This window comes from Kaistia dalseonensis, from assembly GCF_030814715.1.
GTDB lineage: Bacteria > Pseudomonadota > Alphaproteobacteria > Rhizobiales > Kaistiaceae > Kaistia > Kaistia dalseonensis.
This window is the reverse complement of record NZ_JAUSVO010000007.1, coordinates 36,640-63,562: the sequence shown is the minus strand read 5'-3', so window position 1 is coordinate 63,562 and position 26,923 is coordinate 36,640. Positions and strand designations below refer to the sequence as shown.

Genomic DNA, 26,923 nt, shown 5'->3' with positions numbered 1-26,923 from the left:
AGGCGCCGACGGTCAAGGGGGCTTCGATGGCCCGGTGTCTAGGGCAGTAGCACGGCCGCGCCTTCGAGGCGGCCGGAGCGCAGGTCGGCAAGCGCCTCATTGGCTCGTTCGAGCGGATAAGGCGTCGTCTGCGTCACGATCTTCGTCCGCCCGGCCAGCGCCATGAAGTCGAGCCCGTCCTGCCGCGTCAGATTGGCGACCGACATGATCTGCCGCTCCTCCCACAGGATCTCATAGGGAAAGGCCGGAATGTCGCTCATATGGATGCCTGCGCAGACGACACGGCCGCCCTTGCGCAGCACACGCAACGCCGCCGGCACCAGCGCGCCGACCGGCGCGAAGATGATCGCCGCATCGAGCAGTTCCGGCGGCACCTCGGTGGAGCCGCCGGCCCAGACTGCGCCGAAGCGGCGGGCGAATTCCTGCGCCTCGACATCGCCGGGCGAGGTGAAGGCGTAGATCTCCCGGCCTTCCGCGACCGCCACCTGCGCGATGATGTGGGCTGCGGCGCCAAAGCCGTAGAGGCCGAGGCGCCTGCCGGGGCCGGCCATCCGGAACGAGCGATAGCCGATCAGGCCGGCGCAGAGCAGCGGCGCCGCCTCGACGTCTGAATATTGCCCGGGCAGGTGGAAGCAGTAGTCCGCCTCGGCCCGTGCGAACTCAGCATAACCGCCATCGATGTCGTAGCCAGTGAAGCCCGGCGTATCGCAGAGGTTTTCCCTGCCCTCGCGGCAATAGGCGCAGTGGCCGCAGACATGGCCGAGCCAGGGAATGCCGACACGCTCGCCTATGGCGAAGCCACTGACACCGGCGCCGATCGTCTCGACACGCCCCACCACCTCGTGACCCGGAACGAGCGGCAGCTTCGGATGTTTCAGATCGCCGTCGACGACGTGCAGATCGGTGCGGCAGACGCCGCAGGCGAGCACGCGCACCACGATCTGCCCCGGACCTGCGACCGGCTTTGCGATCTCACTCAGAACGAGCGGCGCCTGCTGATGCTCGAGAATCATGGCTTTCATGGCCGCTTTACCCCGGATGTTCGCTGGAAGATCATGGCATGGCCCATCACGATGTCACCCACAGCACAAGACCGGCCAAGGCAAGCGCGCCGATCGTGCCCGATGCGACGCGCAGGCTGAAGGCAGGCGGGCCGAAGACCCCGGCATAGGCTGTCCGCGCCAGCGCGTTGACGCCCAGCGCGAGCAGGACGCCGGTCGTCGCGACCGCCATCGCGATCGAGCCACCGGCGAGCCGCGCCATGTTCAGCACCGCTATGTCGACGTCGGCAAGGCTCACCGTCGCGGTCGTCAGATAGAGCCCGCCGGTGCCGAAGCGGCCGGCAAGCAGCGCCGTGACGGCGGATACAAGCGCAAAGGACGCGGCGAAGAGGAGCAGCGGGCCGAGATCGAACGGGTTGCGTGTCGCCGGCGGCGTTCCCTGGTCGCTGCCTGCATCGGTCCGCGCGATCAGCAGGAACGCGCCGAGCCCGAGCGCGAGCGCCAATGTGCCGGCCGCCGGCAGCACCGCCAGCGCCAGCGCGGGCTTGACGATGGTCAGGATCACCAGCGTGCGCATCGCGGAGATCATGCCGGCCATCAGGGCGGCGCCGGCGAGGCGCGCCACCGCAGCTTCCTGCTGCGCCCGCCGGGCGAGCACCAGCGTCACCGCCGTGGAGGATACGATCGCGCCGGCCGCGACGCTGACGAGGAGCCCCTTGGTCTCGCCCAGAATTCGCGTTGCGACGTGGCCGAAGAACGACACGCTCGCGGTCAGCACCATGAAGAGCCAGATCTCGTAGGGATTGATGGCGCCGAGCGGGTCGATCGCCCGGTTGGGCAGGATCGGCAGCACGATGACGCTCATGCCGAGCAGGAGCAGCGCCGAGCGCAGCTCCGGCCAGGTGATCCGCGTCAGCATCGCATGGAGCACGGTGCGGCTTGCGAGCAGGCCGGCGGTCGCCACGCCGGCTGCCGCCGCGATACGGGGATCGAACAGGACGGCCATGGCGCCGAGCACGAAGACCAGCAGCGCCGCGATCACGCCGGTGACGCTGAACGTGCCGTCGTTCATGTCCTCGCGATATTTGAAAGCGGCGAAGATGACGGCGTAAAGCGCGAAGATGGTGGCGAGCAGCGCCATGCTGTCGACTGTCCGGGCCAGCAAGGCCGCGGCGGCGCCGAGAAAGGCGGAAAGACCATAGGTGCGGATGCCCGCCGTCCGGCTGCCGGAGGGCGCGTCGCGCTCCTGCCATCCGCGCTCCAGCCCGACGATCAGGCCGATCGCCAATGCGGTCGCGAGCCGGAAGAGAAGTTCAATATCCATCGCCGCGCCGATCAAGATCCGGGCATCATCCATAGATGATCATACCGGCCGACCCTTGACCCAAATCAAGGAGCTATCCCGACGATACGCTACGACAAGATCAGACGGAACAATCTGCGATCCCGGAGGAAGCACGATGCAAGCGCGCGACATCATGAGCCATCCGCTCATCACGGTAAGCCCGACGACCAGTGTTCTCGAGATCGCCGAACTGCTGCTGCAAAAGAAGATCAGCGCCGTCGCGGTGGTCGACGACAAGGGGCGGCTGGTCGGCATCGTCAGCGAAGCAAACCTGATGCCCCGCGCCGAGCCGATCGACGACAAGCCGGATCCGTGGTGGCTGCGCTGGTTCGTCTCCAAGGAGCAGCTCGCCGACGATTATGCGCGCCGCCACGGCCAGACCGCCGCCGACATCATGACGCGCTATGTCGTGCGCATCCGCCCGGAAGCGACCGTGCCCGAGATCGTCGCGCAACTGACAGGCTGGGGCATCAAGCGCGCGATCGTCTGCGAAGGCGAAAAGCCAGTCGGCATCGTAAGCCGCGCCGACATACTGCGCGCGCTCGTCGCCAGCGAATCCGGCCGCAAGGCGAACGAAACCGACCGCGAAATCCGCGCCCGCCTCGTCGAGGAGCTCAAGGACCAGCCATGGTTCTCGATCGGCGAGTACAATGTCGTCGTGATCGAGGGCGTGGTGCATTACTGGGGACCGGTCGGGTCGGAAGCCGAGCGCAACGCGCTCAAGATCGCGGCCATGAACGTGCCCGGCGTGGTCTCGGTCGAGGACCACACCCACGCCAAGGAGCCCTTCGAAGCGCTGGTCGACTGAGCGGGCCTCAGTTCCTGACCATTCGATTCCAGGCGTCGAGGCCGGCGATCTTGTAGGCCTCGGCGAGGGTCGGATAGTTGAACGTGTTCTCGATGAAATAATCGATCGTACCCTTCAGATTGAGCACGGCCTGGCCGATATGGATCAGCTCCGTCGCGCCTTCGCCCACGATGTGCACGCCCAGCAGGCGGCGTGTACGGGTCGAAAAGATCATTTTCATCATGCCGTTATTGAGGCCCATGATGTGGCCGCGCGACGTCTCGCGGAAGCGGGCAATACCGCATTCATAGGGGATCTCGCGTTTGCGGACCTCTTCCTCCGTCATGCCCACGGTCGAAATCTCCGGCACGGAATAGATGCCATAGGGAAAGAATTCCGGCGGCGGCGGCGGCGCGAGGCCGAAGGCGTGGCAGGCGGCGACGCGGCCCTGCTCCATCGATGTCGAGGCGAGGCTCGGAAAGCCGATCACGTCGCCGGCGGCGTAGATGTGCGGGACCGAGGTCTGCAACGTGTTCGGCTCGACGACGATGCGGCCGCGATGGTCTGTGGCGAGCCCGACCGCCTCCAGATTGAGCCGGTCGGTAGCGCCGACGCGGCCGGCGGCGAAGAGCAGCATCTCGCTGGAAACGACGCGACCGTCGGCGAGCTTGGTGATCGCACGGCCACCTTCGCCGAGTTCGATCGAATTGACCGCGGCGCCCAGGCGAAGCGCGACGTTGCGATCGCGCAGTTCATGCACGAATTCCTCGATCAGTTCCTTGTCGATGAAATCGAGGAAGCTGTTGCGCGGCTCGATCAGCGTGACCGCCACGTCGAGCGCCGAGAAGATCGTGGCATATTCAACGCCGATGACGCCCGCGCCGATGACGGTCAGGCTGCGCGGAAGGTGCGGCAGCTCGATGATCTCGTCGCTGTCGAACACGGATGTTCCGTTGAAGGGCACGTAATCGGGCCTGAACGGCCGCGTGCCGCAGGCGATCAGCACATGGGCGGCGCGATAGACCCGCTTCTCGTCCTTGTCGGAGGTGACTTCGATCTCGTGCGGCCCGACGAACCGCGCCTCGCCGATCGCGGTCTTGACCGCGTTGCGGCTGAACTGGTGCTCCAGCACCTCGACCTCGTGATCGAGCGTCTTGTGCAGACGGGCGAGCAGGTCGGACGCCTGGATGTCCTGCTTGACGCGATAGGAGCGGCCATAAAAGCCGCGCTCGCGCCAGCCCGAGAGGTTGAGTACCGTCTCGCGCAGCGTCTTGGACGGAATGGTGCCGGTGTGCACCGAGACGCCGCCGACCCGCCTGCCCTTCTCGACCACCAGCACGGACTTGCCGAGCTTGGCCGACTGCACCGCCGCGCGGCGCCCGGAAGGCCCGCTGCCAATGACGATCATGTCGAAGTCGGTCATGGCGTCGGATCTCCAGAATGTCGCATGAGGTTCAGCCGGCGGGACGGTTCGGGGCGATCATCGGCGCGAATGTGGTCGGGTCTGATGACAAGACGGTGAAAGACCTTTTCACCCGCTGGAGGATGCATGTTGAGTGCCAGCGCAGACCGCGCGCGAATGTGCCGCCGCCTCACAAATCCGGAAGACAATTGCCGCGAAATGAGGCAGTCCAGCGCCTGTGATCGCAGCGCGGAGGGCATCTCGATTCGCCCCGGATCGATCCGAGATCGACGCCGTTGAGCGTTGAGGCGCGTGGGACGAGGCGACAAGGATTGCGACGGACCGACAAATCAAAGGCCCGGCGGAGCATGAATTCCGGCGCTACGGGAGTTGAAATTACCGTCGGACAGTTGCTGCAAACGCAATTTTAACCGCAAGGTCACACGAAACTGTCTTGTATGGTGAAGGCAAGTCTAATTTCGTCGGTGCATGTGTGAGCGTTCGGTTGAAAGAAGCGGCGACGAGACCTTGCGGCAGGAAGCGTCGTGCGGGGCTGCGGCGAAGCGCGGTGCTGGCGCTGATGCTCGCCACGGCTGGTCCGACTCTGGCCTTCGCCGATGATGGCGGCTTCTTCCAGAGTATTCGCAATCTCTTCGGCGGCTCCAAGCAGGAGCCTGTCCTCGACGCTGTTCCCTACAAGGTGACGATCAACGTCGCCGATGCGCCGCGCTCGGTGCGCCGCTCGGTCATCGCCGCGTCCAACCTGCAATCGCTCCGCCGCTCGCCGCCCTCCGGCGCTGCCGGCCTGTTGCGGCGCGCCCGCTCCGATATCGACCAGATCACCGCCGCTCTCTATGCGGCCGGCTATTATGGTGGATCGATCGTCATCACGGTCGCCGGCCGCGCGGTCGAATCGCCCGACGCACTCGCCACGATCGAGGCGGCCCGTGTCGCAGGCCCGGTCCTGGTGCAGGTCGATGTCGCGCCCGGCCCGCTGTTCCATTTCGGCGACGTGAAGATCCTCTATGCCGATAGCGGCAAGCCGGTCGCCATGGCGCCGACGCTGAAGAGCCTCGGCCTGATCACAGGCGACCCCGCGCTCTCCAACACGATCGTCGCGGCCGAGAGCCGCATCACGGATTTCTATCGCGACCAGGGCCACGCCTTCGCGAAGATCGAGGACAAGGACGTGACAGCCGATCACGCGACCAACACGGTCGACGTGATCTATTACGTGCAGATCGGGCCGGCGGTCGAATTCGGGCCGGTCACGGTCTCCGGCACGGACAAGCTGCGGCGTTCCTTCGTCGAGGAACGCGTTCGGATCATACCGGGCGAGATGTTCTCGCCGAAACGGCTCGCCGATACCCGCCGCTCGCTGCTCAAATATGAAGCCATATCGGGCGTGCGCATCGTCGAGGGGGAGAAGGTCGATGCCAGCGGCCGCCTGCCGATCGCGATCGACGTCACCGAGCGCAAGCCGCGCTATGTCGGCTTTGGTGCGAAATACGATACGACGGACGGCGCGTCGATCAACGGCTTCTGGGGCCATCGCAACCTGTTCGGCGGCGCCGAGACGCTGCGTCTCGACGCCCAGGTCTCCTGGGCGACCACGCTCCCGAACTTCATGCCCGATGCCGATCCGTTCGGCTATCGCTTCAGCGCGACCTTCGGCAAGCCGGGCATCCTGACCCCGATCGATGATCTCGTTGCGCAGGCCTCCGTCTTCCGCGAGATCACCAGCGCCTATATCCGCGAGGCGGCGACCTTCCAGGCGGGCATCAAGCGCAATTTCAACGAACAGCTCTGGGGCCAGATCGGCCTCGACCTCGAAGCCTCCAAGGTCTGGAGCAGCACGGGCGAGGATGATTATCCGATCATCGGCGTTCCGATCGAGGTCAATTACGACACGACCGACAATGTCTTCGATCCCTCCAAGGGCATCCGCGCCAATGGCGTGTTCGAGCCCTTCGCGGAGCTCGGCCAGGCCGGCGCGGGCGCCATGATGTTCAAGGGCTCGCTCTCGGCCTATCGCGCCTTCGACGAGGACAAGCGCTATATCTTCGCCGCACGCGTCCAGGCCGGCACGATCTTCGGCGCCGACCTGCTCGACGTGCCGCCGCAGCGGCGCTTCTATGTCGGCGGTGGCGGCACGCTGCGCGGCTTCGACTACCAGTCGCAGAGCCCGCACAATGCGCAGGGCGATATTATCGGCGGCCTTTCGTTCCTCACCGCCTCCGCGGAGGCGCGCATCAAGATCACCGATACGATCGGCATCGTGCCCTTCGTCGATGTTGGCACGGCCTCGTCCGGCGACGTGCCGGACCTGAACGATCTCGGCGTCGGCGTCGGCGTCGGATTGCGCTATTATACGGCCGTGGGTCCGGTGCGCCTCGATGTGGCCATCCCGGTCAATCCCGGCCCCGACCAGACGGGCTACGGCGTCTATCTCAGTCTCGGACAGGCCTTCTGATGAAAATCGCCCGCATCATATTGAGCTGGATCGGCATAGCGCTGATCGTCGTGCTCGTGGTTGCGATCGGCCTGTTCGCGGCCATCCAGACCAGCGCGGGCAAGCGCATGCTGGCCGATTTCGCAGGCCGGATGGCGAGCAGCAACGGCCTCACCGTCACGATCGAAGGGCTGAGTGGCTTCATCCCGACCACCATGGGCGTCGAGCGTGTGACGCTCGCCGATAGCGAGGGCGTGTTCGGGGAAGTCGACGGGCTCGCGCTCGCCTGGCATCCGCTGGCACTGCTGAGCGGGACGATCGATGTCGAGCGCCTCGGCGCAGATCGCGTGTCGCTCGCCCGCCGCCCGGTTCTGCCGGCGGCCGCGCCCGACACCAGCACCAGCACGTCGGGCTCGGGCATTCCCATGCTGCGTGTCATTCTCGGCTCGCTCGATATCGGCGAGATCGCGCTCGGCGAGCCCGTCCTCGGCATGCCGGCGACGCTCGGCCTGCAGGCCTCCGCCCAGTTGGTCGACCCGGCGCAGGGCCTCGCGCTCAATTTCGCCGTCCTGCGCAAGGACGCGCCGGGCGAGATCAAGGGCCGCGTGCGCTTCATTCCCGATCCCGGCCAGGACAGCGGCAAGGATACGCTCGTCCTCGATGTCACCGCCTCGGAACCGGAAGGCGGCTTGGTCGCACGGCTCGCCGCGATCGAGGGGCTGCCGCCGCTTTCGCTCTCGATCAAAGGCAGCGCCCCGCTCGACGACTGGAACGGCAAGCTCGTGCTCGACGCCGCCAACGCCGGCCGCATCGAGGGCACGGGCGCGGTGCGCCGCGTCGAGAACGGCCGCCGCATCATGCTCGATCTCGGTGGCGCGGTCGCGGGCCTCGTCCCGGCCAGCGTCCGTCCCCTCTTCGACGACCACACCACCGTCGTCGGCTCGGCCGTGGTGCAGGATGATCGCAAGGTCGCGATCGAGGGCCTGAACCTCTCCGCCGCCGGCTTCGGGCTGGCACTGGTCGGCAGCCTCGATACCGAAGCCAAGACCGCCGACATCACCTTCGACCTCGTCGGCGGCGACCCGGCCCGCTTCGCCTCCTTCGCACCCGGCATCACCTGGTCGGGCTGGCGCCTCAATGCCGCCATCTCCGGCGCCTTCGTGGCGCCCGCCGTCAACGCCACGCTGACCGCTCAGGGCCTGTCCGGCAAGGGCTATGGCGCGCAGAACCTGAATGTCGTCGCCAAGACGACGCCACAGGCGGGCGGCCTCGCCTTCACAGTCGACGGCACGGCGTCGGGCCTCTCGGCGAGCGATCCCAAGGTTGCGGCGGCGCTGGGCCAATCCGGCACATTCTCCGCGGCTGGCTCGACCGGCGCCAATGGGCCGGCCCTGACCCGCGCGACCATCGCGCTGACGCCGGTCGATCTCGCCTTCGAGGGTACCGCGACGCCGAAATCCGTCGCCGGCGCGCTGCATCTGAACCGCCTCGACCTCATCGCCTTCTCCGCGCTCGCCGGCCGTCCGCTCTCCGGCACGGTCGCGCTCGAAGGAACCGTCGATACCGGCGCCGATTTTGCGAAGGTCGCGCTCGACGTGAACGGCACCGCCGACAAGGTCGCGACCGGCATCCCGACCGTGGACGGCTTTTTCGCCGGCCGCAGCACGATCAGGGGCGCCGTGGCGCGCTCGGCTGACGGGAGCATCACGGTCAACGGGCTGACGCTGGTGGCGAGCGGGCTCGACCTGACCGTCAATGGCGGCATCCAGCAGGCAACCGCCGACCTGACCGCCAAATTGAAGCTCGCCAATCTCAATCGCCTCGATCCGCGCGTCTCCGGCGGCGCCAATGCCGAGTTGCGCTTCTCCGGCGGGCTCGACGCGCTGGGCCTTGCCGGCACGATCGACATTGCCTCGGCGAAGGCGATGGACAAGACGATCGAGAACCTGCACCTCGCGGTCGATCTCGCCGACCTGACCGGCAAGCCCTCCGGCTCGGTCAAGCTCGACGGCCGCATCGCCGGCAAGCCGGCAACGGGCAGCGCGCGCTTCGCGGTCGGCGGGACCGGCCAGCGCGTCGACGATCTCGACTTCACGATCGGCAGCGTCCGCGCGCAGGGCGCGGCCGGCATCGGCGCGAACGGCATCGTCGATGGCCGCTTCACGGTCGCGGCCGGCAACCTGGCCGATCTCTCGGCGCTGATCCTGACCGATATTCGCGGCCGGCTCGATACCACCATCGTGCTCGATGCGGTCAATGGCGTGCAGCGCGTCGCGGTCAATGGCCGGGCGCAGGATATCGTCTTTGCCGGCAACCGCCTCGACCGTGCCGATATCGATGCGCGCGTCGTGAACCCGGCCGGCGTGCCCAGGATCGACGGCAAGGTGACGCTGGCTGGCGTTACGGCCGGTGATCAGCGGATCGAAAACGCCGTCATCACCGCCAAAAGCGCGGGCACTGCCACCGATGTCACGCTCGATACCGCGCTCCTCGGCGCGTCGATCAATGCGCGCGCCAATATCGCGCCGGCGGGCAGCGACATGCGCATCCGCCTCGATCAATTCCGCGCCGCCAAGGGCCCGACCACCATCACCCTCTCCTCGCCCGCCAATCTGACGCTCTCGGGCAGCAGCGTGGCGATCGACCGGCTGGCGCTCACCACCAGCGGCAACGGCAATGTCACCGTCAGCGGACGCGCCGGCCAGACGCTGGACCTGACCGTCGACATACGCGCCCTGCCGCTGGCGCTCGCTTCTCTCGCGGCGCCGACGCTGGACCTGCGCGGCACGCTTTCCGGCAATGCGCGGTTGAGCGGCCCGGCCACGGCCCCGAACGGCACGTATCAGCTCAACATCGCCAAGCTCTCCAATGCCGCGATCGCCAATCAGGGCGCGGGACCGTTCGACATTGCGGCAAACGGCACGCTCGGCGGCGGGCAGGTCCGGGTCGACGCGACGATCAATGGTCCGCGTCTCGAGGGCCTGACCGTTCGTGGTTCGGTGCCGATCGCCGCCGGAACGATGGATGTGCGCATTGCCGGCGCAATCGATCTCGCCATTGCCAATACGGCGCTCGCGACCTCGGGCTCGACAGTGCGCGGCAAGGCGACGATCGACGCGACATTGCGTGGCACTGCGGCGGCCCCGGCCGTCTCCGGCACGGTGCGTGTCGCGGGCGCGACCTTTATCGATTCGGTCAACGGCGTCACGCTCACCAACATCCAGGCCGTCCTGACCGGAACGGACCGCGCGATCCAGGTCACGACGCTGACCGCGCAGACGCCGAATGCCGGCCAGATCTCCGGCAGCGGCAACATCGCGCTCGACCCGGCGCGCGGCTTCCCGGCCTCGATCCAGATCAACATGCAGCGGGCCACGCTGCTTTCGAGCGACCTCGTGCGGCTGATCGCCGATGGCCGGCTGACCATAGACGGCCCGGTCACGACGCGGCCGAAGATCGCCGGACGGATCGATGTGCGCAATCTCGACATCAACATCGCCGACAAACTGCCGGGTGGCCTCGATCCGCTGACGGTCCGCCATGTCAACACCCGTGGCGCGCAGCAATCGGCGCAGGCGGGCCTGCGCGCCGCCTCGCAGGCTCGCGCCAAGGCCGGCGCCCGTGGCCGCGCGACACCCGCCTTCGTCGCGGATCTCGACCTCGCCATCGCGGCCGCAAACGGCGTGTTCGTGCGCGGCATGGGCATTGACGCGGAATTCGGCGGCGAGCTGACGGTGCGCGGCACCACGGCCGCCCCGGTCACGCTCGGCGGCTTCGAACTCCGGCGCGGCCGCTTCGACGTGCTCGGCCGCCGGCTCGATTTCACGGAAGGCAGGGTGGCCTTCGAGGGCAATACCGACCCGGCGCTCAATTTCACCGCGACCACGACCAGCAATGAGGTGACGGCGAACATCATCGTCTCCGGCCGCGCCTCGGCGCCGGAGGTGAGCTTCAGTTCTTCGCCGACCCTGCCTGAGGACGAAGTGCTCTCGCGCATCCTGTTCGGCCGCTCCGTCTCGACGCTGAATACGAGCCAAGCGCTGCAGGTGGCCCAGGCGATCGCGCAGTTCTCGGGCGGCGGCCCGGGCGTGCTCGACAGCGTCCGTCGCTCGCTCGGTGTCGATTCGCTCGATGTCGACACGTCCGGCAATGTCGGCATCGGCAAGCGACTGAACGACCGCATCTATATCGGCGCCAAGCAGGGCCCGACCGCCGCCTCCGGCAAGGTGACGGTCGATGTCGACGTCACCCGCAACATCCGCCTCCAGGGCGCCGCCGGCGCCGACGGCTCCAACGAACTCGGCCTCGGCGCGCAGTGGGACTATTGAGATCGGACGGCGGAGGCTGTCATGCCGAACGCATGACAGCCTCCGCCCGCTTGGCGAATATTGCCTTCCCTTATCCCCTCCCCCTGGATAGGATAGCCCCATGTCTCATGCGAACAATCCGGAAATCCTGAAGCGGCTGCGCCGGGCGGCCGGGCATCTGGCCAGTGTCGTTGCGATGGTGGAGGATGGGCGCGACTGCCTGGCCATCACCCAGCAGATGCAGGCCGTAATCAAGGCGCTGGAGATGACCAAGCGCACCTTGATCCATCATCATATCGACGAGCATCTCGGCCATGTCGCCGGCAACGCCGCTGGCCCGCTGCCGGCCGAGGCGCGGGCCCTGGTCGCCGAGATCAAGGAAATCAGCAAATATCTTTGAGGAGGGCCGCCATGTCCGGTCTCGCCCAGCATATCCCGCACCCAGACGGACTCGCGCACGACCATGTCTTTCTCGGCGCCCGGCATGACCGCAACCAGCGCCGCACGCTGATCGTGGTCGCCATCACCGCCGCCACCATGATCATCGAGATCGTGGCGGGCTATTTCTATGGCTCGATGGCGCTGCTCGCCGACGGCTTCCATATGTCGACCCATGCCGGCGCGCTGCTGGTCGCGGCGCTCGCCTATCGCTATGCCCGCCGCCATGCGCATGACCCCGCCTTCAGCTTCGGCACCGGCAAGATCGGCGATCTCGCCGCCTTTGCGAGCGCGGTCGTGCTCGGCGTCGTCGCGCTGCTGATCGCGGCGGATTCGCTCTGGCGCTTCGCAAGCCCGGTGACGATCCATTTCGAACAGGCGATCCTGATCGCCGTGATCGGCCTCTTCGTGAACCTCGTCAGTGTCACGCTGCTGCATGAGGGCCATGATCATGGCGACCACGGCCATGCTCATGGGCACGGACATGGGCACGGGCACGACCATGGCTCCCACGATCACGGCCATCACCATCATCATGAAGCGCGCGACCATAATCTGCGCGCCGCCTATCTCCATGTCGCCGCCGATGCGATGACCTCCGTGCTGGCGATCGGCGCGCTGGTGGCCGGGCGTTTTCTCGGCTGGGTCTGGCTCGATCCGGCGATCGGCGTGCTCGGCGCCGTGCTGATTGCGAGCTGGTCGATCAGCCTGCTGCGCGAGAGCGGCGCCATACTGGTCGATGCGGCGCCCGGCACGGGCCTCGACGCGGCCGTTCGCGCCCGGCTGGAGCGGGGCGGCGATCATGTCACCGACCTGCATCTATGGCGCGTCGGTCCGGGCCACCATGCCGCCGTGATCAGTCTCGTCACAGCGACGCCGGCCGAGCCCGCGCATTACAAGACAGCGCTCTCCGGCATCCATGGCCTCTCCCATGTGACCGTCGAGGTCAACGCCGCGCGGGCGGCGCCCTGACGTCTGAAGGAACGCGGCCGGCCGGGCTCAGCGCCCGACCAGCGCATGGAAATTGCCGTCGGGATCCTTGAACCAGGCCGCCTTCATGTGATCGCTGACGTGGATATCCTCCGCGCGCCGCATGCCGGGCATATCATAATGCGCGAAGGCGACGCCCCGGCCGCGCAGGGCGGAAACGACGGCCTTGATATCGTCGCCGAGATCCCAGGTGACGCTCGTCGCCTGGTTGGTGCCGGCGAATGGCGAGGGATAGACCAGCAACGACGATGCGCCGGTGCGATAGGTGACCGTGCCGGGCTCGCTGCCGGCCTCCGGTGTGAGGCCGAGCGTGCCTTCATAGAATAGCCGCGCCGCCTCGAGATCGCGCACGGCGACCGTCGCGATCGCGGTCGCCGACTTCAGTGAGCTTGCCGTCTTGAGCATGATGGTGACCTCCTGCAACGCCGCCTGCGCCGCGACCAAAGGACGGGCGGCGGCGGGGATTTCCGACAGGATGGCCCCCGATCGCCGCCGAAATCGGCGATAGCGCTTGCACTGCGCCACCGCAGAGGCCATCAGTCCGGCATGAACAGCACCACACTCCGCCTCGACCAGGCGCTCGTCGCGCGTGGCCTCGTCGAGAGCCGCGCCCGGGCGCGCGACGCCATATTGCGCGGCCATGTCCGCGTCGACGGCCGCGCCGTCGACAAGCCCTCCCTCTCCGTCCCGTCCGATGCGGAACTCGCGATCGACGATCCCGCCGCCGCCTATGTCTCGCGCGCCGCGCTGAAGCTCGTCGGTGGGCTCGGTCATTTCGGCTATGACCCGGCCGGCCGCATCGCGCTCGATGTCGGCGCCTCGACCGGCGGCTTCACGCAGGTTCTGCTCGAGCGCGGCGTCGAACGCGTCCACGCGATCGATGTCGGCCACGACCAGATGCATCCGAAGATCGCGGCCGATCCGCGCGTCAAGGCCAGCGAAGGGCTCAATGCGCGCGACCTGATCGAGGATGATATCGGCGAACCGTTCGACGCCATCGTCTGCGACGTCTCCTTCATCTCGCTCCGCCTCGCCTTGCCGCCGGCACTCGAGCTCGCCGCGCCGGGCAGCTGGGCGATCATCCTGGTGAAGCCGCAATTCGAGGTCGGCAAGGGCGGCATAGGCAAGGGCGGCATCGTGCGCTTCGCACAGGAAGGCGAAGCTGCCGCCGAGGCCATCGCGCGCTGGATCGCGGAGGAGGAAGGCTGGATCGTCGACGGACTCATCCCCTCGCCGATCGAGGGGGGCGACGGCAACCGCGAATTCCTGCTCGGCGCGCGCAAGGAGACAGCCCGTGGCTGAGACGCTCACCATCACATCGATCGGCCATGAGGGCGACGGCATCGCCGAAACCACCTCGGGCCGCGTCTATGTCCCGTTCACGCTGCCCGGTGAAACCGTCGCGGTTGAGATCGAGGGCGAGCGCGGCCATCTGGTCGATATCGTCACCCCGAGCCCCGAGCGGACCGCGCCGGCCTGCCGCCACTTCACCGTCTGCGGCGGCTGCACGATCCAGCATTGGGCGGCGGAACCCTACCAGGACTGGAAGCGCGGCCTCGTCGCCACCGCCTTCCAGCAGCGCGGCATCGAGACCGAGATCGCGCCGATCGTGCCCGTCGGCCCGCATACGCGGCGGCGAGCGGTGTTCTCGCTGATCAAGACCGATAGCGGGACGGTTCTCGGCTTCCACCGGCGCGAAAGCCATGACGTGCTCGCGATCGAGGAATGTCCGCTGCTGGTGCCCGAGATCGAGACGCGGCGGGAACGCCTCGCCCATCTCGCCGATCGCCTGCTGGAACGGGGCAAACGCGGCCGCATGACCGTCATCGCGACGGATAACGGCCTCGACGTCGCGCTCGACGAGGTCAAGACGCCGAGCCGGGCCGATTACGAGGCGCTCGGCCGGCATTCGACCGATGGCATCGTCGCGCGACTGACGGTCAATGGCGCGCAGATCTTCATGAGCCGCGTGCCCGAGATTCGCACCGACGCCGCGCTGCTCTATCCGACGCCCTCGGGCTTCCTGCAGGCGACAGCGCCCTCGGAGACCGCGCTCGCCCGTCTCGTCGATGCGGCGGTCGGCAAGGCCACGCCCGTGGCCGATCTTTTCTCCGGTATCGGCACCTTCACGCTCCGCCTCGCCAGACGCGCGCCCGTGCTGGCGGTCGAGGGCGATACGATTCTGCTGCAGGCGCTCGATCGCTCCATGCGCTTTTCCAAGGGCATCAAGACGATCACCGCGCGCCGCCGCGATCTCTTCGTCAATCCGATGGCGCCGCCGGAGCTGAAGCCGTTCGGCGCGGTGGTGTTCGATCCGCCGCGGGCCGGCGCCAAGGCGCAATCGGAGATGCTGGCGAAATCGACCGTGCCGAAGATCGTCGCCGTTTCCTGCAACCCGGCGACACTCGCCCGCGACGCGCGCATCCTGATCGATGGCGGCTATCGGCTGACCAGGGTCACCCCGGTCGACCAGTTCCTCTGGTCGGGCCATGTCGAGGTGGTGGCGGAGTTCGAACTGGCGCGCAAGAGCGGGCCGACGGCGAGACCGGTGAGGCTGAGTTGAGGCCGAAACGCCGGGACCGCCGGTTTAGATTGAAAGAGCGAGAAATTCGACCACGGCCTCGCCAAGCCTTTTCATCTCGTTCTCTCCAAGCCGACCAATCCGCTTGCCGAGCTTTGACCGTGGCACGGTCGTGATCTTGTCGACCATGAGGTCTGACGGAGTTCGCAACCCATTTTCTGCCGACGGCTCGATGAGTAAACGAACGAATGCTGCGTCGGCCAAATTACTGGTGATAGGGCATATCGTTACAGAATCGATCGCCGCGAAAGCGTCGCTCTGAAGGATGACTACCGGTCGCGGCTTGCTGGCGTAGTCAGGACCACCAGCAACGGTCCAGACTTCGCCGCGACTCATTAGAATTTCAGATAAGAGATTTCATCGATGAACGCCTGCTCCTCCGCCTCGTGCGGACTTTGAGCGACGAGCAAAGACTGGCGCCGCGCCTCGGCGAGGTATTCGGGTGAACTGGTATCGTGCACCCAGATCTGGACGAGCTTCATCCCCTGCGCCCGCATGCGGGCACGATGCGCCTGGACTCTTTCGCGGTTGGCCTTACGCTTTTCGGCAGGGCTCATCGATCCCTCCTCGGATTACATGTAACATAGGCGTTGATCGGCGGCTCTCGCAAGGGATCGAGGATGACAGCCCGGGCCCAACCAACCGCTGGACCGCATCAGCGAAGGAACGCGTCTTGGACATCGCCACTCTGCTCGCCTTTGCCGCCGCCTTCTTCGTCTTCGCGGCGAGCCCCGGGCCCGACAACATGACCATCGTCGCGCGGACGATCACGCAGGGCGCAGCCTCAGGCGTCGCCTATGGCGCCGGCACATCGGTCGGCATTCTGGTCTTCCTGGCGCTCGCCGCCTTCGGCCTGTCGCTGATCGCTGCCGAGATGGGCACGCTGATGGCCGTGCTGCGCTATGCCGGCGCGGCCTATCTCGTCTGGATGGGGATCCGCCTCTGGCGCGCCGAGCCGGTCGTGCCGGATCCCGCCATGGTTCAGCGGCAAAGCCTGCTTCCGACCTTCGCGACGGGCGTGGCGCTCAATCTCGGCAATCCGAAGATGCCGCTCTTCTATGTCGCGCTGCTGCCCAACATTGTCGGCGCGCATCTGGCGCCGCGGGACGTCGCGGAACTGGCTATGGTCATCATCGCCGTCGAGATCGTGGTGGTCGGCGGCCATGTGCTGCTCGCAAGCCGCGCCCGGCGGCTGCTGCGCGACCCGAAGACAGTCCGCACCGTCAACCGTGTCGCGGGCGGCACGCTGGTCGGTGCGGGCGTGGCGGTTGTCGCGGCCCGGTAGATTTCTCAGCCGTTCTGCGCGCGATGGCGCAGATAGTGATCGGCGATCGCGCAGGCGACCATCGCCTCGCCGATCGGCACCGCGCGGATGCCGACGCAAGGATCGTGGCGGCCTTTGGTCATGACGTCCACTTCCTCGCCCTGCGCCGTGATCGAGCGGCGCGTCGTCAGGATCGACGAGGTCGGCTTGACGGCGAAGCGGGCGACGATCGGCTGGCCGGTCGAAATGCCGCCGAGAATGCCGCCGGCATGGTTTGAGAGAAAGAGCGGCTTGCCGTCATTGCCCATCCGCATCTCGTCGGCATTTTCCTCGCCGGTGAGCGCGGCCGCGTCGAAGCCCTCGCCGATCTCGACGCCCTTGACGGCGTTGATCGACATCAGGAGGCTGGCAATGTCCTGATCGAGCTTGGCATAGATCGGCGCGCCGAGGCCGGCGGGAACGCCTTCGGCGATGATCTCGATCACGGCGCCGACGGAGGAGCCGGCCTTGCGGATGCCGTCGAGATAGTCTTCCCACAGCTTCGCCGTCTCGGCGTCGGGGCAGAAGAACGGGTTCTGGTCGATCTCGTTCCAGTTCCAGCGGTTGCGATCGATCTTGTGCGGCCCGATCTGGACCAGCGCGCCGCGCACGGAGACGCCCGGCACGATCTTGCGTGCAATGGCGCCGGCCGCGACCCGCGCCGCCGTCTCGCGCGCGGAGGAGCGTCCGCCGCCGCGATAATCGCGAATGCCGTATTTGACGTCATAGGTGAAATCGGCATGGCCAGGCCGGTAACGATCCTTGATGTCACCATAGTCCTTGGAGCGCTGGTCGACATTCTGGATCTCGAGCGCGATCGGCGTGCCCGTGGTGAGCAAGGTGCCGTCTTCCTGCGGCAGCACGCCGGAGAGGATGCGCACCTCGTCTGGCTCGCGACGCTGCGTGGTGAATCGCGATTGCCCGGGTTTGCGCTTGTCGAGCCAGGACTGGATCTCGGCCTCGGAGATCGCGATCCGCGGCGGACAGCCATCGACGACGGCGCCGAGCGCAGGCCCGTGGCTCTCGCCCCAGGTCGTGACGCGAAACAGATGGCCGAACGTATTATGCGACATGGCGGGAACCGGACTCCGAGGATCGGCCCCGGTTCTAGAAAGATGGTGCGCCGACGTCAAACCCCGCGCGCATCAACCGCTGTCGGATGGCCCGAACGCCCACGCTCCGCCGCCGTCAGGGGACGTCGCACAAGGCGCGACTCAGGGGAACAATTGGCGTGGGGATGAGCCGGACTGACAATCCATATTCTTGATTATAAGCAACGCTATCATCAGCTTATCCAACAGTCACAAACTTGTGATTCAGAGCCGGTATTGGGAACAAAATTCCTTTATGGCGCATCAATCCGGTTGCGACCGGAATTTCCATCTCAAGAAATGTCAAGTGATGCCCCGGATGATTTCTCAAGGGCCATTTCGTTCACTTCCTTGTGAATTGCAGCTTGGGTCACAATGACCAAATTCCGGCATGGAACGATGCATATCCTGAGCAGGCGCGCAGCTCGGATTGGCTTCGTCCCGGATGAGAACAAGAAGAGACGCCGGAGCAAACACAATGCGCCACCTTATGATCGCCGCGGCCCTGGCCGCGTTTATTGGCTCCACGGCGGGCGCAGTGGCCGCCTCCCAGACCGAGGGCACCGTGCAGAGCGTGAACGCGACATCCGGAACGCTGGTTCTCGACACGGGAGAGACCTTCACGTTCGCGAACAGTCTGGTGCTGCGTGGCATCCTGCCCGGCCAGCCGATCGCAGTGACCTATCGCGGCCAGGGACAGGGCGTCGGCGCCTTCAACCCGCATCGCGAGGCTCATGACAACAACGACAGTAATTGAGTTGGTTCCTGACCTCCAAGCCTAGACCGACTCACTCCGACGGCGCCCGGATTACCCCACCCGGGCGCCGTTCCCTTTTCAGGCCGTGCATGACGGGGCGCCAAAAGCGCCGGCGCCCGCTTCAGATCCAGCCGGCAGCCTGGCCGTTCCAGACGAAGACCTTGTCCTGCGGCACGTCCAGCATCGGCGTCACCGAAGGGTCGAGCTTCAGCAGCAGTCCACGCAGCACGCGGCAGACGCCGCCATGCGATACGACCACCGTGTCGGTGTCGATGCCGTCGAGCCAGCCCTTGATGCGCATGGAGAGCATGGCGTAGCTCTCGCCACCCGGCGGCACGAAATCCCATTTGTCGGCTTCGCGCTCATGCACGCGCTCGGGAAAAAGCGCCTTCAGCTCGGGGCCGGTGAAGCCCTCCCACTGGCCGAAGGTGATTTCCTTCAGAGTCGGGTCCTGCCGGTAGAGAGAGGGGTCCAGCCCCATCGCGCCGCGCACGATCTCCATCGTCTCGCGCGTGCGGCCGAGCGGGCTCGCCACGAAATCGAAATCCTTCGTTTCGGGCATGATGTCGGCGAGCGTCAGGCCGTTACGGCGGGCCTGGCCACGGCCGCGCGCATTCAGGGGAATGTCGCGCTGGCCCTGGAAACGGCCTTCGACATTCCAGTCGGTCTCGCCGTGCCGGATGAAGACGATTATCGGCACCGCGCACCTCGTTATGCGAATGTCAGTCCTTGACGACCGAGATATCCGGCGCGTCGACCGCCTTCATGCCGACGACATGATAGCCGGAATCGACATGGTGGATCTCGCCGGTCACGGCGCGCGACAGATCCGACAGGAAATAGACGCCGGAATCGCCGACCTCCTCCGTCGTGACCGTGCGGCGCAGCGGCGCGTTATATTCGTTCCACTTGAGGATGTAGCGGAAATCGCCGATGCCGGATGCCGCCAGCGTCTTGATCGGGCCGGCGGAGATGGCGTTGACGCGAATGTTCTTCGGGCCGAGATCGACCGCCAGATATTGCACGCTCGCCTCGAGCGCGGCCTTGGCGACACCCATAACGTTGTAGTTCGGCATGACCTTCTCGGCACCGTAATAGGTCAGCGTCAGCACCGAGCCACCATCGGTCATCAGCTTTTCGGCCCGCTGCGTCACGGCCGTCAGCGAATAGACCGAGATCAGCATGGTCTTGGTGAAATTGCCCTCGGTCGTATCGACAAAGCGACCGGTCAATTCGTCCTTGTCGGAAAAGCCAATGGCATGGACGAGGAAATCGAGCTTGCCCCACTGCTTCTCGATCTCGGCGAAGACCGCATCGATCGAGGCGCCATCGGTGACGTCACAATGGCCGACCACCAGCGCGTCCAGTTCGGCCGCGAGCGGCTCGACGCGCTTCTTCAGCGCATCGCCCTGATAGGTGAAGGCGAGTTCGGCGCCGTGATCGTGACAGGCCTTGGCGATGCCCCAGGCGATCGACCGGTTGTTCGCGACGCCCATGACGAGCCCGCGCTTTCCCTTCATCAAACCGCCTGCTTCAACAACCATGCCTGTTCCCTCTTCGTAGCGTCCGGAGGCGCGCCTCCTATGACACAGCGACTATGCCGCTTCAAGGCGAAGGACGGGCTTGTCCATCACTCTCGATGTAAGGCTGTTGCGGAAAGCGGGCGAATTGGAAGGATTGCCGTCGGGGAAGCCCGGCCGCGCCGTCTTGTCGTGCCGTTCCATCGATCCTCCCCCCGTCCCAAAATCGATCGTTTGCCAGCGGCCGCGCCACCTTGCGCTTTCAGCCATCAAGGCGAAGCGCTAACGCTCGATCATCGGTTCAACCAAGGGAGGCCACCATGGCGGAACAGCCAAGCGGAGCAAAGAGACCGCCGCAAGAGAAGACGTGGCGCGGGACGGGCAAATATGCCCGCGTCGGCGTAGCGGCGCTCTTCTTCTGGAGCACGACGATCTATCCCGTGCTAGCGGAAACGGCAGCGGCCGACGCCAAGGCGGCGCAGGCGCAGGCCGAGACGGCCGAAAAGCCCGCCATCGTCCCGCCTGCGCCCGAGGCTGCACCAAACGCGGCCGAGGCGCCCGTCGCGGACAAGGCTGCGCCCGCCATTGCCACGCCGGCGCCCCCGAATGCGCCCGCCGTGACACCGGCGCCGCCCGCCTATTCGTTCTCGGAACTCGAATATCTGTTCGGGCCGATCGCGCTCTATCCCGACACGCTGCTTGCGCTGATCCTGCCGGCGAGCACGGACCCGCTGCAACTGATCCATGCCGAACACTGGCTCTACGACAATCCGGAAGCCGCGGCGAAGGGCGACTTTTCGAGCGCGGACGAATTGGGGCTCGACGCCGCCGTCGTCGCGCTGCTGCGCTTTCCCGATGTGATCGAGATGCTGAATGATCATCTCGACTGGACGGAATCACTCGGAACCGCCTTTGCCAACCAGCCGGGCGATGTCGCCGCCGTCATCCAGTCGCTGCGCGCGCAGGCCGAAACGGTCGGCAATCTCAAGACGACGCCGCAACAGGTGGTGACAGTCCGCCAGGAGCCGAACGCGCCGCGCGTCATCTATATCGCGCCGGCTGATCCGGAGCGGATCTATGTGCCGGTCTATAATCCGGCGACCGTGTTCAACACCGCCGCCACTGGCGCGCTCATCTTCGGCACGGGCGTGCTCGTCGGCTCGGCGTGGAACAATAGCTGGGGATGGAACAATCGCGGCTGGAACAACCGGGGTTGGAACCAGGTCTGGGTCCAGAACAACTGGTATGTCTCGCCCGGCTGGAACAATCGGCCCGGCCGACCCGTCTATCGGCCCGGCGCCTGGCGACCCGACCGCCCGGTGACGCGTCCTGACCGTCCCGGCAGCCGGCCAGGCAACAGGCCCGGCGATCGCCCGAGCAACCGTCCCGGACGTCCAGAGGCGCGGCCAAACCGGCCAGACCGTCCCGTGATGCGGCCCGAGCGGCCGAATGCGCGCCCGGAGCGCCCCGGCAACCGCCCGGAGCGTCCGGCTGCGCGCCCAGGCAATCGTCCCGGCAATGCGGGCGAGCGTCCGAACACGCCGAACCGGCCGGCGGAGCGGGCGAACCGTCCCAACCGGCCGGAGGGCAGCAACCGGCCCGGCGCCTCGGGTCGCCCGGCCAACCCGAACCGGCCGCAAAATGCGCGGCCGCGTCCGGAATCGCGGCCGCAGCAACGCAACCGACCCCAACAGGGCGCGCGTCCACAACAGCGCCCGCAGCAGGGCACGAGGCCGTCGCAGCCACAGCGCAACCGCCCGCAGCAAGGGGCGCGGCCACAGCAGCGGCCCGGCAACCAGCAAGGCGCCCGGCCGCAGCAGCGGCCGCAGCAAGGCGCCCGGCCCTCGCAGCCACAGCGCAACCGGCCTGAGCAGGGTCGGCCGCAACAGCGGCCACAGCAGGGTGCGCGGCCATCGCAGCAGCAGCGCAACCGGCCGCAACAGGGCGCGCGACCCAATCAGGGCGCGCGGCAGAATCAGGGCGGCCGCACGCAACAGCGGCGCAATTGCCCGCCCGGCAGCACCGACGCCCGCTGCCGCTGAGGCCAGAGCGATCAGATGGCGGCGCGGATGTCCCGCGCCGCCATCGACCATGCCCCTCCCGACGGGGCACGGTTGACGCGGGCGCCGCATGTCGCGCGCAGGGCGTTGACGAAGCGGCCTTCGTCCTGCTTGCTGCGGCGACAAACAAGGTCCCGCCGCCATGCTCAATCGCCCTACCCCCGCTTTGCTCGACCAGTTCGCCGCCATTGTCGGCCCGGCCCATGCGCTGACCGACCCTGCGGCGACGGAGCCCTATCGGATCGAATGGCGTGATCGCTTCCTCGGCAGCACGCCGATGGTGCTCCGCCCCGGATCGGTCGCCGAAGTCTCGGCGATCCTGGCGCTCGCCAATGCCGAGCGGATCGCGATCGTGCCGCAGAGCGGCAATACCGGCCTTGTCGGCGGACAGGTGCCCGATTCGAGCGGCACGGAGATCGTGCTCTCGCTCGACCGGATGACGCGCATCCGCGCCGTCGACCCGGAAGGCTTCACGCTGACCGCCGAGGCCGGCGCCATTCTCGCCGATGTGCAGAAGGCGGCCGAGACCGTCGACCGGCTGTTTCCGCTCTCCCTCGGCTCGGAAGGCTCGTGCCGCATCGGCGGCAACATCTCGACCAATGCCGGCGGCACGGCCGTGCTCGCCTATGGCAATATGCGCGACCTCGTGCTGGGGCTCGAGGTCGTGCTGGCCGATGGCCGGGTCTGGGAGGGGCTGAACGCGCTGCGCAAGGACAATACCGGCTATGACCTGAAGCAGCTCTTCATCGGCGGCGAGGGCACGCTCGGCATCGTCACCGCCGCCGTGCTCAAGCTCTTTCCCCGCCCGCGCGGCCAGGCAGTGGCCTTTGCCGCGCTGGCGAGCCCCGCCGATGCGCTCGGCCTCTTCAGCGCGGCGCGCGACCGCGCCGGCCATGACCTGACGGGCTTTGAACTGATGCCGCGCATCGGCATGGATTTCGTGCTCCGCCATATTCCCGGCACGCGCGATCCGCTCGCCGCACCGGCGCCCTGGTATGCGCTGATGGAAATCTCATCCGGTGATTCCGACGAGACGGCGCAGGCGACGCTGGAGGACCTGCTGGCGGCCGGATTCGAGCGTGGCGTGGTGCAGGATGCCGCCATCGCGCAATCGCTCGCCGAGGCCAAGGCCTTCTGGCACATACGCCATGGTATGTCGGAGGCGCAGAAGCCCGAGGGCGGCTCGATCAAGCACGACGTCTCGGTGCCGGTCGCCAAGGTGCCGGCCTTTCTCGACGAGGCGATCGCGGCGGTCGAGGCGATGGTGCCGGGCTGCCGGCCCGTGCCCTTCGGCCATCTCGGCGACGGCAACATCCATTTCAACATTTCCCAGCCGATCGGCGCCGACAAGGAAGCCTATCTCGCACGCTGGGAGGAGATGAACGCGCTCGTCCATGGCATCGTCGCCACCTATGGCGGCTCGATCTCGGCCGAGCACGGCATTGGCCGGCTGAAGCGCGACCTGCTGCCCGGCGTCAAGGGCCCGGTCGCCATGGCGATGATGCGCGGCATCAAGGACAGTTTCGACCCGAACGGCATCCTCAACCCCGGCAAGATGCTGGCGGCAAAGGAGTAGCCGCCCCCCTACGGCCCGTCACTGTCTTCGACCAAGTCTCCGTCGGAGACATGGCGGGCGTAGTGCGGTGTGCCATCCTTCGCGACCACGTGCCAGGGCGCGTTGGATCCGACGAAGATGTGTTCCCTCGGACGCACGGTGGGCACGTCGATCAGCGTGCCCATCTGGACGTGGACCATGGTGCCCTCATTGACGAGCGCGAACAGCGTCGAACCGCAGAAGCGGCAGAAGCGCTCGCCGGCCCGCACGTCGCCAAAGACAGTCAAATCTTCCGCGCCCTGCGTGATCTCGAATTTCGCCGGCTCGATGCCGGCAAAGGTACTGAAGGCCGATCCTGTCCGCAGGCGGCAGTTCTGGCAATGGCAATAGCCGGCATAGAGAAACGCGTCCTCCACGGCATATTCGACCCGTCCGCATTGGCATCGTCCGATCAACATCGATCTCTCCATCAGGCACTCACGAAATAGGGCTTGAGATTGGCGCGGACACGGTCTGCCACTGTCTCGCCCGCGAGATCGGGAACGAAGCGCGTTCCGGTGATCTGCTCGAATGCCTGAATGTAGACGTTCGAGGCCTGTTCGACGAGTTCCGCCGGGATTTCGGGAATCGGATCCTTGTAGGGGTCGCAGCGCTCCGTGACCCAGGCCCGAATGAAATCCTTGTCGAAGCTCGCCGGGCGAAGGCCCCTGGCAAAGCTGTCGGCATAGCTCGACGCGATCCAGTAGCGGCTGCTGTCCGGCGTGTGGATCTCGTCGGCGAGGAGGATGCGGCCGTCCTTGTCGGTCCCGAACTCGTATTTGGTGTCGGCCAGGATGAGGCCATGTTCGGCCGCCCTGGCCTGCCCCCGGGCGAACAGCGCCAGTGCATAGCGCGACACGGTCTCCCACTGCTCCGCCGTCAGCAGTCCCTGGGCGAGGATTTCCTCACCCGAGAGCGGCTCGTCATGGCCGCCATCAAAGGCCTTGCTGGTCGGCGTGATGATCGGCTGCGGCAGCTTCTCGTTGTCGCGCAGGCCGTCCGGCAGCGTGATGCCGTACATCTGGCGCTCGCCCTTGCGGTATTTGGTCAGGATCGAGGTGCTGGTGGTGCCGGCGAGATAGCCGCGCACGACGATCTCGACGGGCAGGATGTCGAGCCGCTGGCCGATGACGACGTTCGGATCGGGGTAGGACAGAACGTGATTGGGGCAGATATCGGCTGTCTGCTCGAACCAGTAGCGCGCCGTCTGGGTGAGCACCTGCCCTTTGAAGGGGATCGACGTCAGGATGATGTCGAACGCGCTGAGACGATCGGTGGCGATGATGATCCGGCGGCCATCGGGAAGATCGTAGTTCTCCCTGACCTTGCCCTTGTAGTGATTGGGCAACTCGGGAATGTCGATATCGGAGAGGATCCGCGGGTCGCTCATCGGGATTCTTGTCCACCGTTGATTGGCGTGTTGCCGTTCCGCCGGAGGTCTCCGCGGTGGCTGGTTCAAGCTACAGGCCAAACGCCTCGACGGCCATATGCGAGGCCGTGCGAAACCCGCGCCGAGCGGGCCAATCGGAGCCTCCCGACGACCGCCCGTCGGTGCTCCGGCGGGGCAGCCGCCGGGCGCTCCCGGCAATATTTCATCAACCCTCTTCGGTCACCCGGCGCTAACCCTCTCCAAGAACACCGAAATTTAACCACGTTCCTTAAGACGGAAACGGCTGGGCGCATGGCATTGTCCCTCCAACGAAGGGCGAGCCCAGGAAATCGGGAGCGCCCGTTAAGGCCCTGTTAACCGGGGCATAACGAGCCAAGAAGGAGCGACAGGCCATGGCAAACGCAGCAGCAAAGCGCGCACGCAAGGATCTCCGCCTCGATCCGTTCGCACTCCCGATCCGCTATTCCGCCCCCCTGCCCGGCCCGGCTTCGGCGACCGCCGCCTCGGTCTATCTCGACCGCGCCAAGGTCGTCGTGAAGCGCACGCTCGGCGGCATTCCGGCCACCCTCTCCTACCCGGTCAGCGCGTTTCGCGGCGTCGCCGTCCGCATGAAGGTCGAGCCGGAAACCGGTGATGTCAGCGCGGTGATCGAGCTGATGCACCGCGATCCCTGCATGACGCTGCCGCTCGCCGTTGCAGGCGATCTGGGCGATGCCGAGGATGTCGCAGCCGACTGGCAGGCCTGGGGCAAGGCGCTCGGCCTGCCGCTCCTGATCGTCGAAGGCGACGGCACCGTGCGCGAGGCGCTCTCCCAGCTCGGCGGCCTCGTCGTCAACCCGGTCAAGGCGCGCCGCATCGTCTCCTCGCTCTCCCGCCGCCGCCCCCGCTTCCTGAAGCGCCGCAAGACCGGCATTCAGGGCGAGACGGAACTGCTCACGGGCCGCGAGATCATCGCCCGCGACTAGAGATCCCGGCGATCAGAGAAGGATGTCGGCCAGGAGACCAGCGAAGAGGATGAAGCCGAAGATCTTGTTCGACTTGAACAACATCAAGGCCCCTTCGCCATCGTCGACCCTGACCGTCGCGACCTGCCAGCCCAGTTGCACGGCGCCGAGGCCGAGCCCGACATAAGATGGCAGCCCGACGCCGGCGCGCCAGAAGGCGGCGGCCCAAAGCACGACCGCACCGGCATAGAACAGGCCGATGAAGAGCGGCGCGCGATCGCCGAAGAGCCGTGCCGTCGAGCGCACGCCCATGATGGCGTCGTCTTCCTTGTCCTGCAGCGCATAGATCGTGTCATAGCCGATCGTCCAGAGCACGCCGCCGGCATAGAGCAGCAGCGGGGCGAGCGACAGGCTGCCGAAAATCGCCGCCCAGCCCATCAGCGCACCCCAGGAGAAGGCAAGCCCGAGCACGGATTGCGGCCAGTCGGTGATCCGCTTCATGAAGGGATAGGCTGCGACGACCAGCAGCGAGCAAAGCCCGAGCACGACCGAAAACCAGTTCAGCGAGAGCAAGACGGCGAGACCGACCAGCGCCTGCAGCACCAGGAAGATCTTGGCGTTGCGCACCCTGACCTGCCCGCTCGGGATCGGCCGCGAGCGTGTCCGCGCGACGCCGGCGTCGAGATCGCGATCGACGATGTCGTTATAGGTGCAGCCCGCGCCGCGCATGGCGATCGCGCCGATCGTGAACAGGATCAGTTGCCCGATATGCGGCATGGTCTCACCGAGCGCATTGCTCGCCATCGCCGACGACCACCAGCACGGCAAGAGCAGCAGCCACCAGCCAATCGGCCGATCCCAGCGCGCGAGCCGTCCATAGGGCCGGAGCCAGACGGGCGCATGGCGATCCACCCAATTGCCGCGCACGGCGTCGGCGACGTTGATGTCGGTCATGGGAACA

Annotated in this window: 24 protein-coding genes; 12 read left to right on the top strand and 12 right to left on the bottom strand. The window is 66.6% G+C overall.

What is annotated here, in order from left to right:
- Positions 1 to 38 precede the first annotated feature (38 nt).
- Positions 39 to 1,022, bottom strand: coding sequence for a zinc-dependent alcohol dehydrogenase family protein (locus QO014_RS22020; protein WP_266350916.1), 984 nt, complete (start codon positions 1,020 to 1,022; stop codon positions 39 to 41).
- 46 nt (positions 1,023 to 1,068) lie between these two features.
- Positions 1,069 to 2,325, bottom strand: coding sequence for an MgtC/SapB family protein (locus tag QO014_RS22015; protein ID WP_266350915.1), 1,257 nt, complete (start codon positions 2,323 to 2,325; stop codon positions 1,069 to 1,071).
- A 136-nt stretch (positions 2,326 to 2,461) separates the two neighbouring features.
- Here QO014_RS22015 and QO014_RS22010 point away from each other — a divergent pair, with 136 nt between their 5' ends.
- On the top strand, positions 2,462 to 3,154 hold the full coding sequence (locus QO014_RS22010) for a CBS domain-containing protein (protein WP_266350914.1): 693 nt from the start codon (positions 2,462 to 2,464) through the stop codon (positions 3,152 to 3,154).
- 7 nt (positions 3,155 to 3,161) lie between these two features.
- Here QO014_RS22010 and sthA read toward each other — a convergent pair whose 3' ends face one another.
- The gene (gene sthA, locus QO014_RS22005; protein ID WP_266350913.1) at positions 3,162 to 4,556 is read right to left on the bottom strand and encodes a Si-specific NAD(P)(+) transhydrogenase; all 1,395 of its coding nucleotides are present in this window, start codon (positions 4,554 to 4,556) and stop codon (positions 3,162 to 3,164) included.
- Positions 4,557 to 5,103: 547 nt separating this feature from the next.
- Between sthA and QO014_RS22000 the strand changes: the two genes are divergently transcribed.
- From QO014_RS22000 to dmeF, 4 genes are all read left to right on the top strand, one after another.
- Positions 5,104 to 7,008 (top strand): autotransporter assembly complex protein TamA, encoded by a 1,905-nt coding sequence (locus QO014_RS22000; protein ID WP_266350912.1) that lies wholly within the window; start codon positions 5,104 to 5,106, stop codon positions 7,006 to 7,008.
- Entirely contained in the window at positions 7,008 to 11,315 is a 4,308-nt protein-coding gene (locus QO014_RS21995) for a translocation/assembly module TamB domain-containing protein (RefSeq protein WP_266350911.1), read from the top strand. The genes QO014_RS22000 and QO014_RS21995 overlap by 1 nt, the downstream gene beginning before the upstream one ends.
- A 100-nt stretch (positions 11,316 to 11,415) precedes the next feature.
- The gene (locus QO014_RS21990) at positions 11,416 to 11,694 is read left to right on the top strand and encodes a metal-sensing transcriptional repressor (protein ID WP_266350910.1); all 279 of its coding nucleotides are present in this window, start codon (positions 11,416 to 11,418) and stop codon (positions 11,692 to 11,694) included.
- Between the two features lie 11 nt (positions 11,695 to 11,705).
- Entirely contained in the window at positions 11,706 to 12,704 is a 999-nt protein-coding gene (gene dmeF / locus QO014_RS21985; protein ID WP_266350909.1) for a CDF family Co(II)/Ni(II) efflux transporter DmeF, read from the top strand.
- 27 nt (positions 12,705 to 12,731) lie between these two features.
- Here the strand turns inward: dmeF and QO014_RS21980 are convergent, their stop codons facing one another.
- A complete protein-coding gene (locus QO014_RS21980; protein WP_266350908.1) occupies positions 12,732 to 13,127 on the bottom strand; it encodes a VOC family protein in 396 nt (131 codons plus the stop codon).
- 141 nt (positions 13,128 to 13,268) lie between these two features.
- Here QO014_RS21980 and QO014_RS21975 point away from each other — a divergent pair, with 141 nt between their 5' ends.
- On the top strand, positions 13,269 to 14,024 hold the full coding sequence (locus tag QO014_RS21975) for a TlyA family RNA methyltransferase (RefSeq protein WP_266350907.1): 756 nt from the start codon (positions 13,269 to 13,271) through the stop codon (positions 14,022 to 14,024).
- Entirely contained in the window at positions 14,017 to 15,285 is a 1,269-nt protein-coding gene (locus tag QO014_RS21970) for a class I SAM-dependent RNA methyltransferase (protein ID WP_266350906.1), read from the top strand. The genes QO014_RS21975 and QO014_RS21970 overlap by 8 nt, the downstream gene beginning before the upstream one ends.
- 24 nt (positions 15,286 to 15,309) lie before the next feature.
- Here the strand turns inward: QO014_RS21970 and QO014_RS21965 are convergent, their stop codons facing one another.
- Together QO014_RS21965 and QO014_RS21960 are read right to left on the bottom strand one after the other, a co-directional pair.
- On the bottom strand, positions 15,310 to 15,639 hold the full coding sequence (locus QO014_RS21965; RefSeq protein ID WP_266350905.1) for a type II toxin-antitoxin system PemK/MazF family toxin: 330 nt from the start codon (positions 15,637 to 15,639) through the stop codon (positions 15,310 to 15,312).
- A complete protein-coding gene (locus tag QO014_RS21960) occupies positions 15,639 to 15,860 on the bottom strand; it encodes an antitoxin MazE family protein (RefSeq protein ID WP_266350904.1) in 222 nt (73 codons plus the stop codon). The genes QO014_RS21965 and QO014_RS21960 overlap by 1 nt, the downstream gene beginning before the upstream one ends.
- A 116-nt stretch (positions 15,861 to 15,976) precedes the next feature.
- Between QO014_RS21960 and QO014_RS21955 the strand changes: the two genes are divergently transcribed.
- On the top strand, positions 15,977 to 16,588 hold the full coding sequence (locus QO014_RS21955; RefSeq protein ID WP_266350903.1) for a LysE family translocator: 612 nt from the start codon (positions 15,977 to 15,979) through the stop codon (positions 16,586 to 16,588).
- Between the two features lie 5 nt (positions 16,589 to 16,593).
- On the opposite strand, the gene aroC is transcribed toward QO014_RS21955, so the two are convergent.
- Complete coding sequence (gene aroC / locus QO014_RS21950) at positions 16,594 to 17,679, bottom strand: chorismate synthase (RefSeq protein ID WP_266350902.1); 1,086 nt, start codon at positions 17,677 to 17,679, stop codon at positions 16,594 to 16,596.
- A 496-nt stretch (positions 17,680 to 18,175) separates the two neighbouring features.
- Here aroC and QO014_RS21945 point away from each other — a divergent pair, with 496 nt between their 5' ends.
- Positions 18,176 to 18,454 (top strand): DUF1344 domain-containing protein, encoded by a 279-nt coding sequence (locus QO014_RS21945; protein WP_266350901.1) that lies wholly within the window; start codon positions 18,176 to 18,178, stop codon positions 18,452 to 18,454.
- A gap of 121 nt (positions 18,455 to 18,575) precedes the next feature.
- On the opposite strand, the gene QO014_RS21940 is transcribed toward QO014_RS21945, so the two are convergent.
- Positions 18,576 to 19,154: a histidine phosphatase family protein gene (locus QO014_RS21940; RefSeq protein ID WP_266350900.1), complete on the bottom strand. Its 579-nt coding sequence runs from the start codon at positions 19,152 to 19,154 to the stop codon at positions 18,576 to 18,578.
- A gap of 22 nt (positions 19,155 to 19,176) precedes the next feature.
- A complete protein-coding gene (gene fabI, locus QO014_RS21935) occupies positions 19,177 to 19,998 on the bottom strand; it encodes an enoyl-ACP reductase FabI (RefSeq protein WP_266350899.1) in 822 nt (273 codons plus the stop codon).
- A gap of 296 nt (positions 19,999 to 20,294) precedes the next feature.
- On the opposite strand from fabI, the gene QO014_RS21930 reads away from it, so the two are divergent.
- Together QO014_RS21930 and QO014_RS21925 are read left to right on the top strand one after the other, a co-directional pair.
- Positions 20,295 to 22,016: a DUF3300 domain-containing protein gene (locus QO014_RS21930; protein WP_266350898.1), complete on the top strand. Its 1,722-nt coding sequence runs from the start codon at positions 20,295 to 20,297 to the stop codon at positions 22,014 to 22,016.
- A gap of 160 nt (positions 22,017 to 22,176) precedes the next feature.
- Positions 22,177 to 23,610, top strand: a complete 1,434-nt coding sequence (locus QO014_RS21925; RefSeq protein ID WP_266350897.1) for an FAD-binding oxidoreductase — start codon at positions 22,177 to 22,179, stop codon at positions 23,608 to 23,610.
- Positions 23,611 to 23,618: 8 nt separating this feature from the next.
- Here the strand turns inward: QO014_RS21925 and QO014_RS21920 are convergent, their stop codons facing one another.
- Together QO014_RS21920 and QO014_RS21915 are read right to left on the bottom strand one after the other, a co-directional pair.
- A complete protein-coding gene (locus QO014_RS21920) occupies positions 23,619 to 24,047 on the bottom strand; it encodes a GFA family protein (RefSeq protein WP_266350896.1) in 429 nt (142 codons plus the stop codon).
- Between the two features lie 11 nt (positions 24,048 to 24,058).
- Positions 24,059 to 25,018: a phosphoribosylaminoimidazolesuccinocarboxamide synthase gene (locus tag QO014_RS21915; protein ID WP_266350895.1), complete on the bottom strand. Its 960-nt coding sequence runs from the start codon at positions 25,016 to 25,018 to the stop codon at positions 24,059 to 24,061.
- Between the two features lie 392 nt (positions 25,019 to 25,410).
- Here QO014_RS21915 and QO014_RS21910 point away from each other — a divergent pair, with 392 nt between their 5' ends.
- Positions 25,411 to 25,983 (top strand): DUF6101 family protein, encoded by a 573-nt coding sequence (locus tag QO014_RS21910; RefSeq protein ID WP_266350894.1) that lies wholly within the window; start codon positions 25,411 to 25,413, stop codon positions 25,981 to 25,983.
- 12 nt (positions 25,984 to 25,995) lie between these two features.
- Here the strand turns inward: QO014_RS21910 and ubiA are convergent, their stop codons facing one another.
- Positions 25,996 to 26,916 carry a 4-hydroxybenzoate octaprenyltransferase gene (gene ubiA / locus QO014_RS21905; RefSeq protein WP_266350893.1) on the bottom strand — a complete coding sequence of 307 codons (921 nt, stop codon included), beginning with the start codon at positions 26,914 to 26,916 and terminating at the stop codon, positions 25,996 to 25,998.
- Positions 26,917 to 26,923 lie beyond the last annotated feature (7 nt).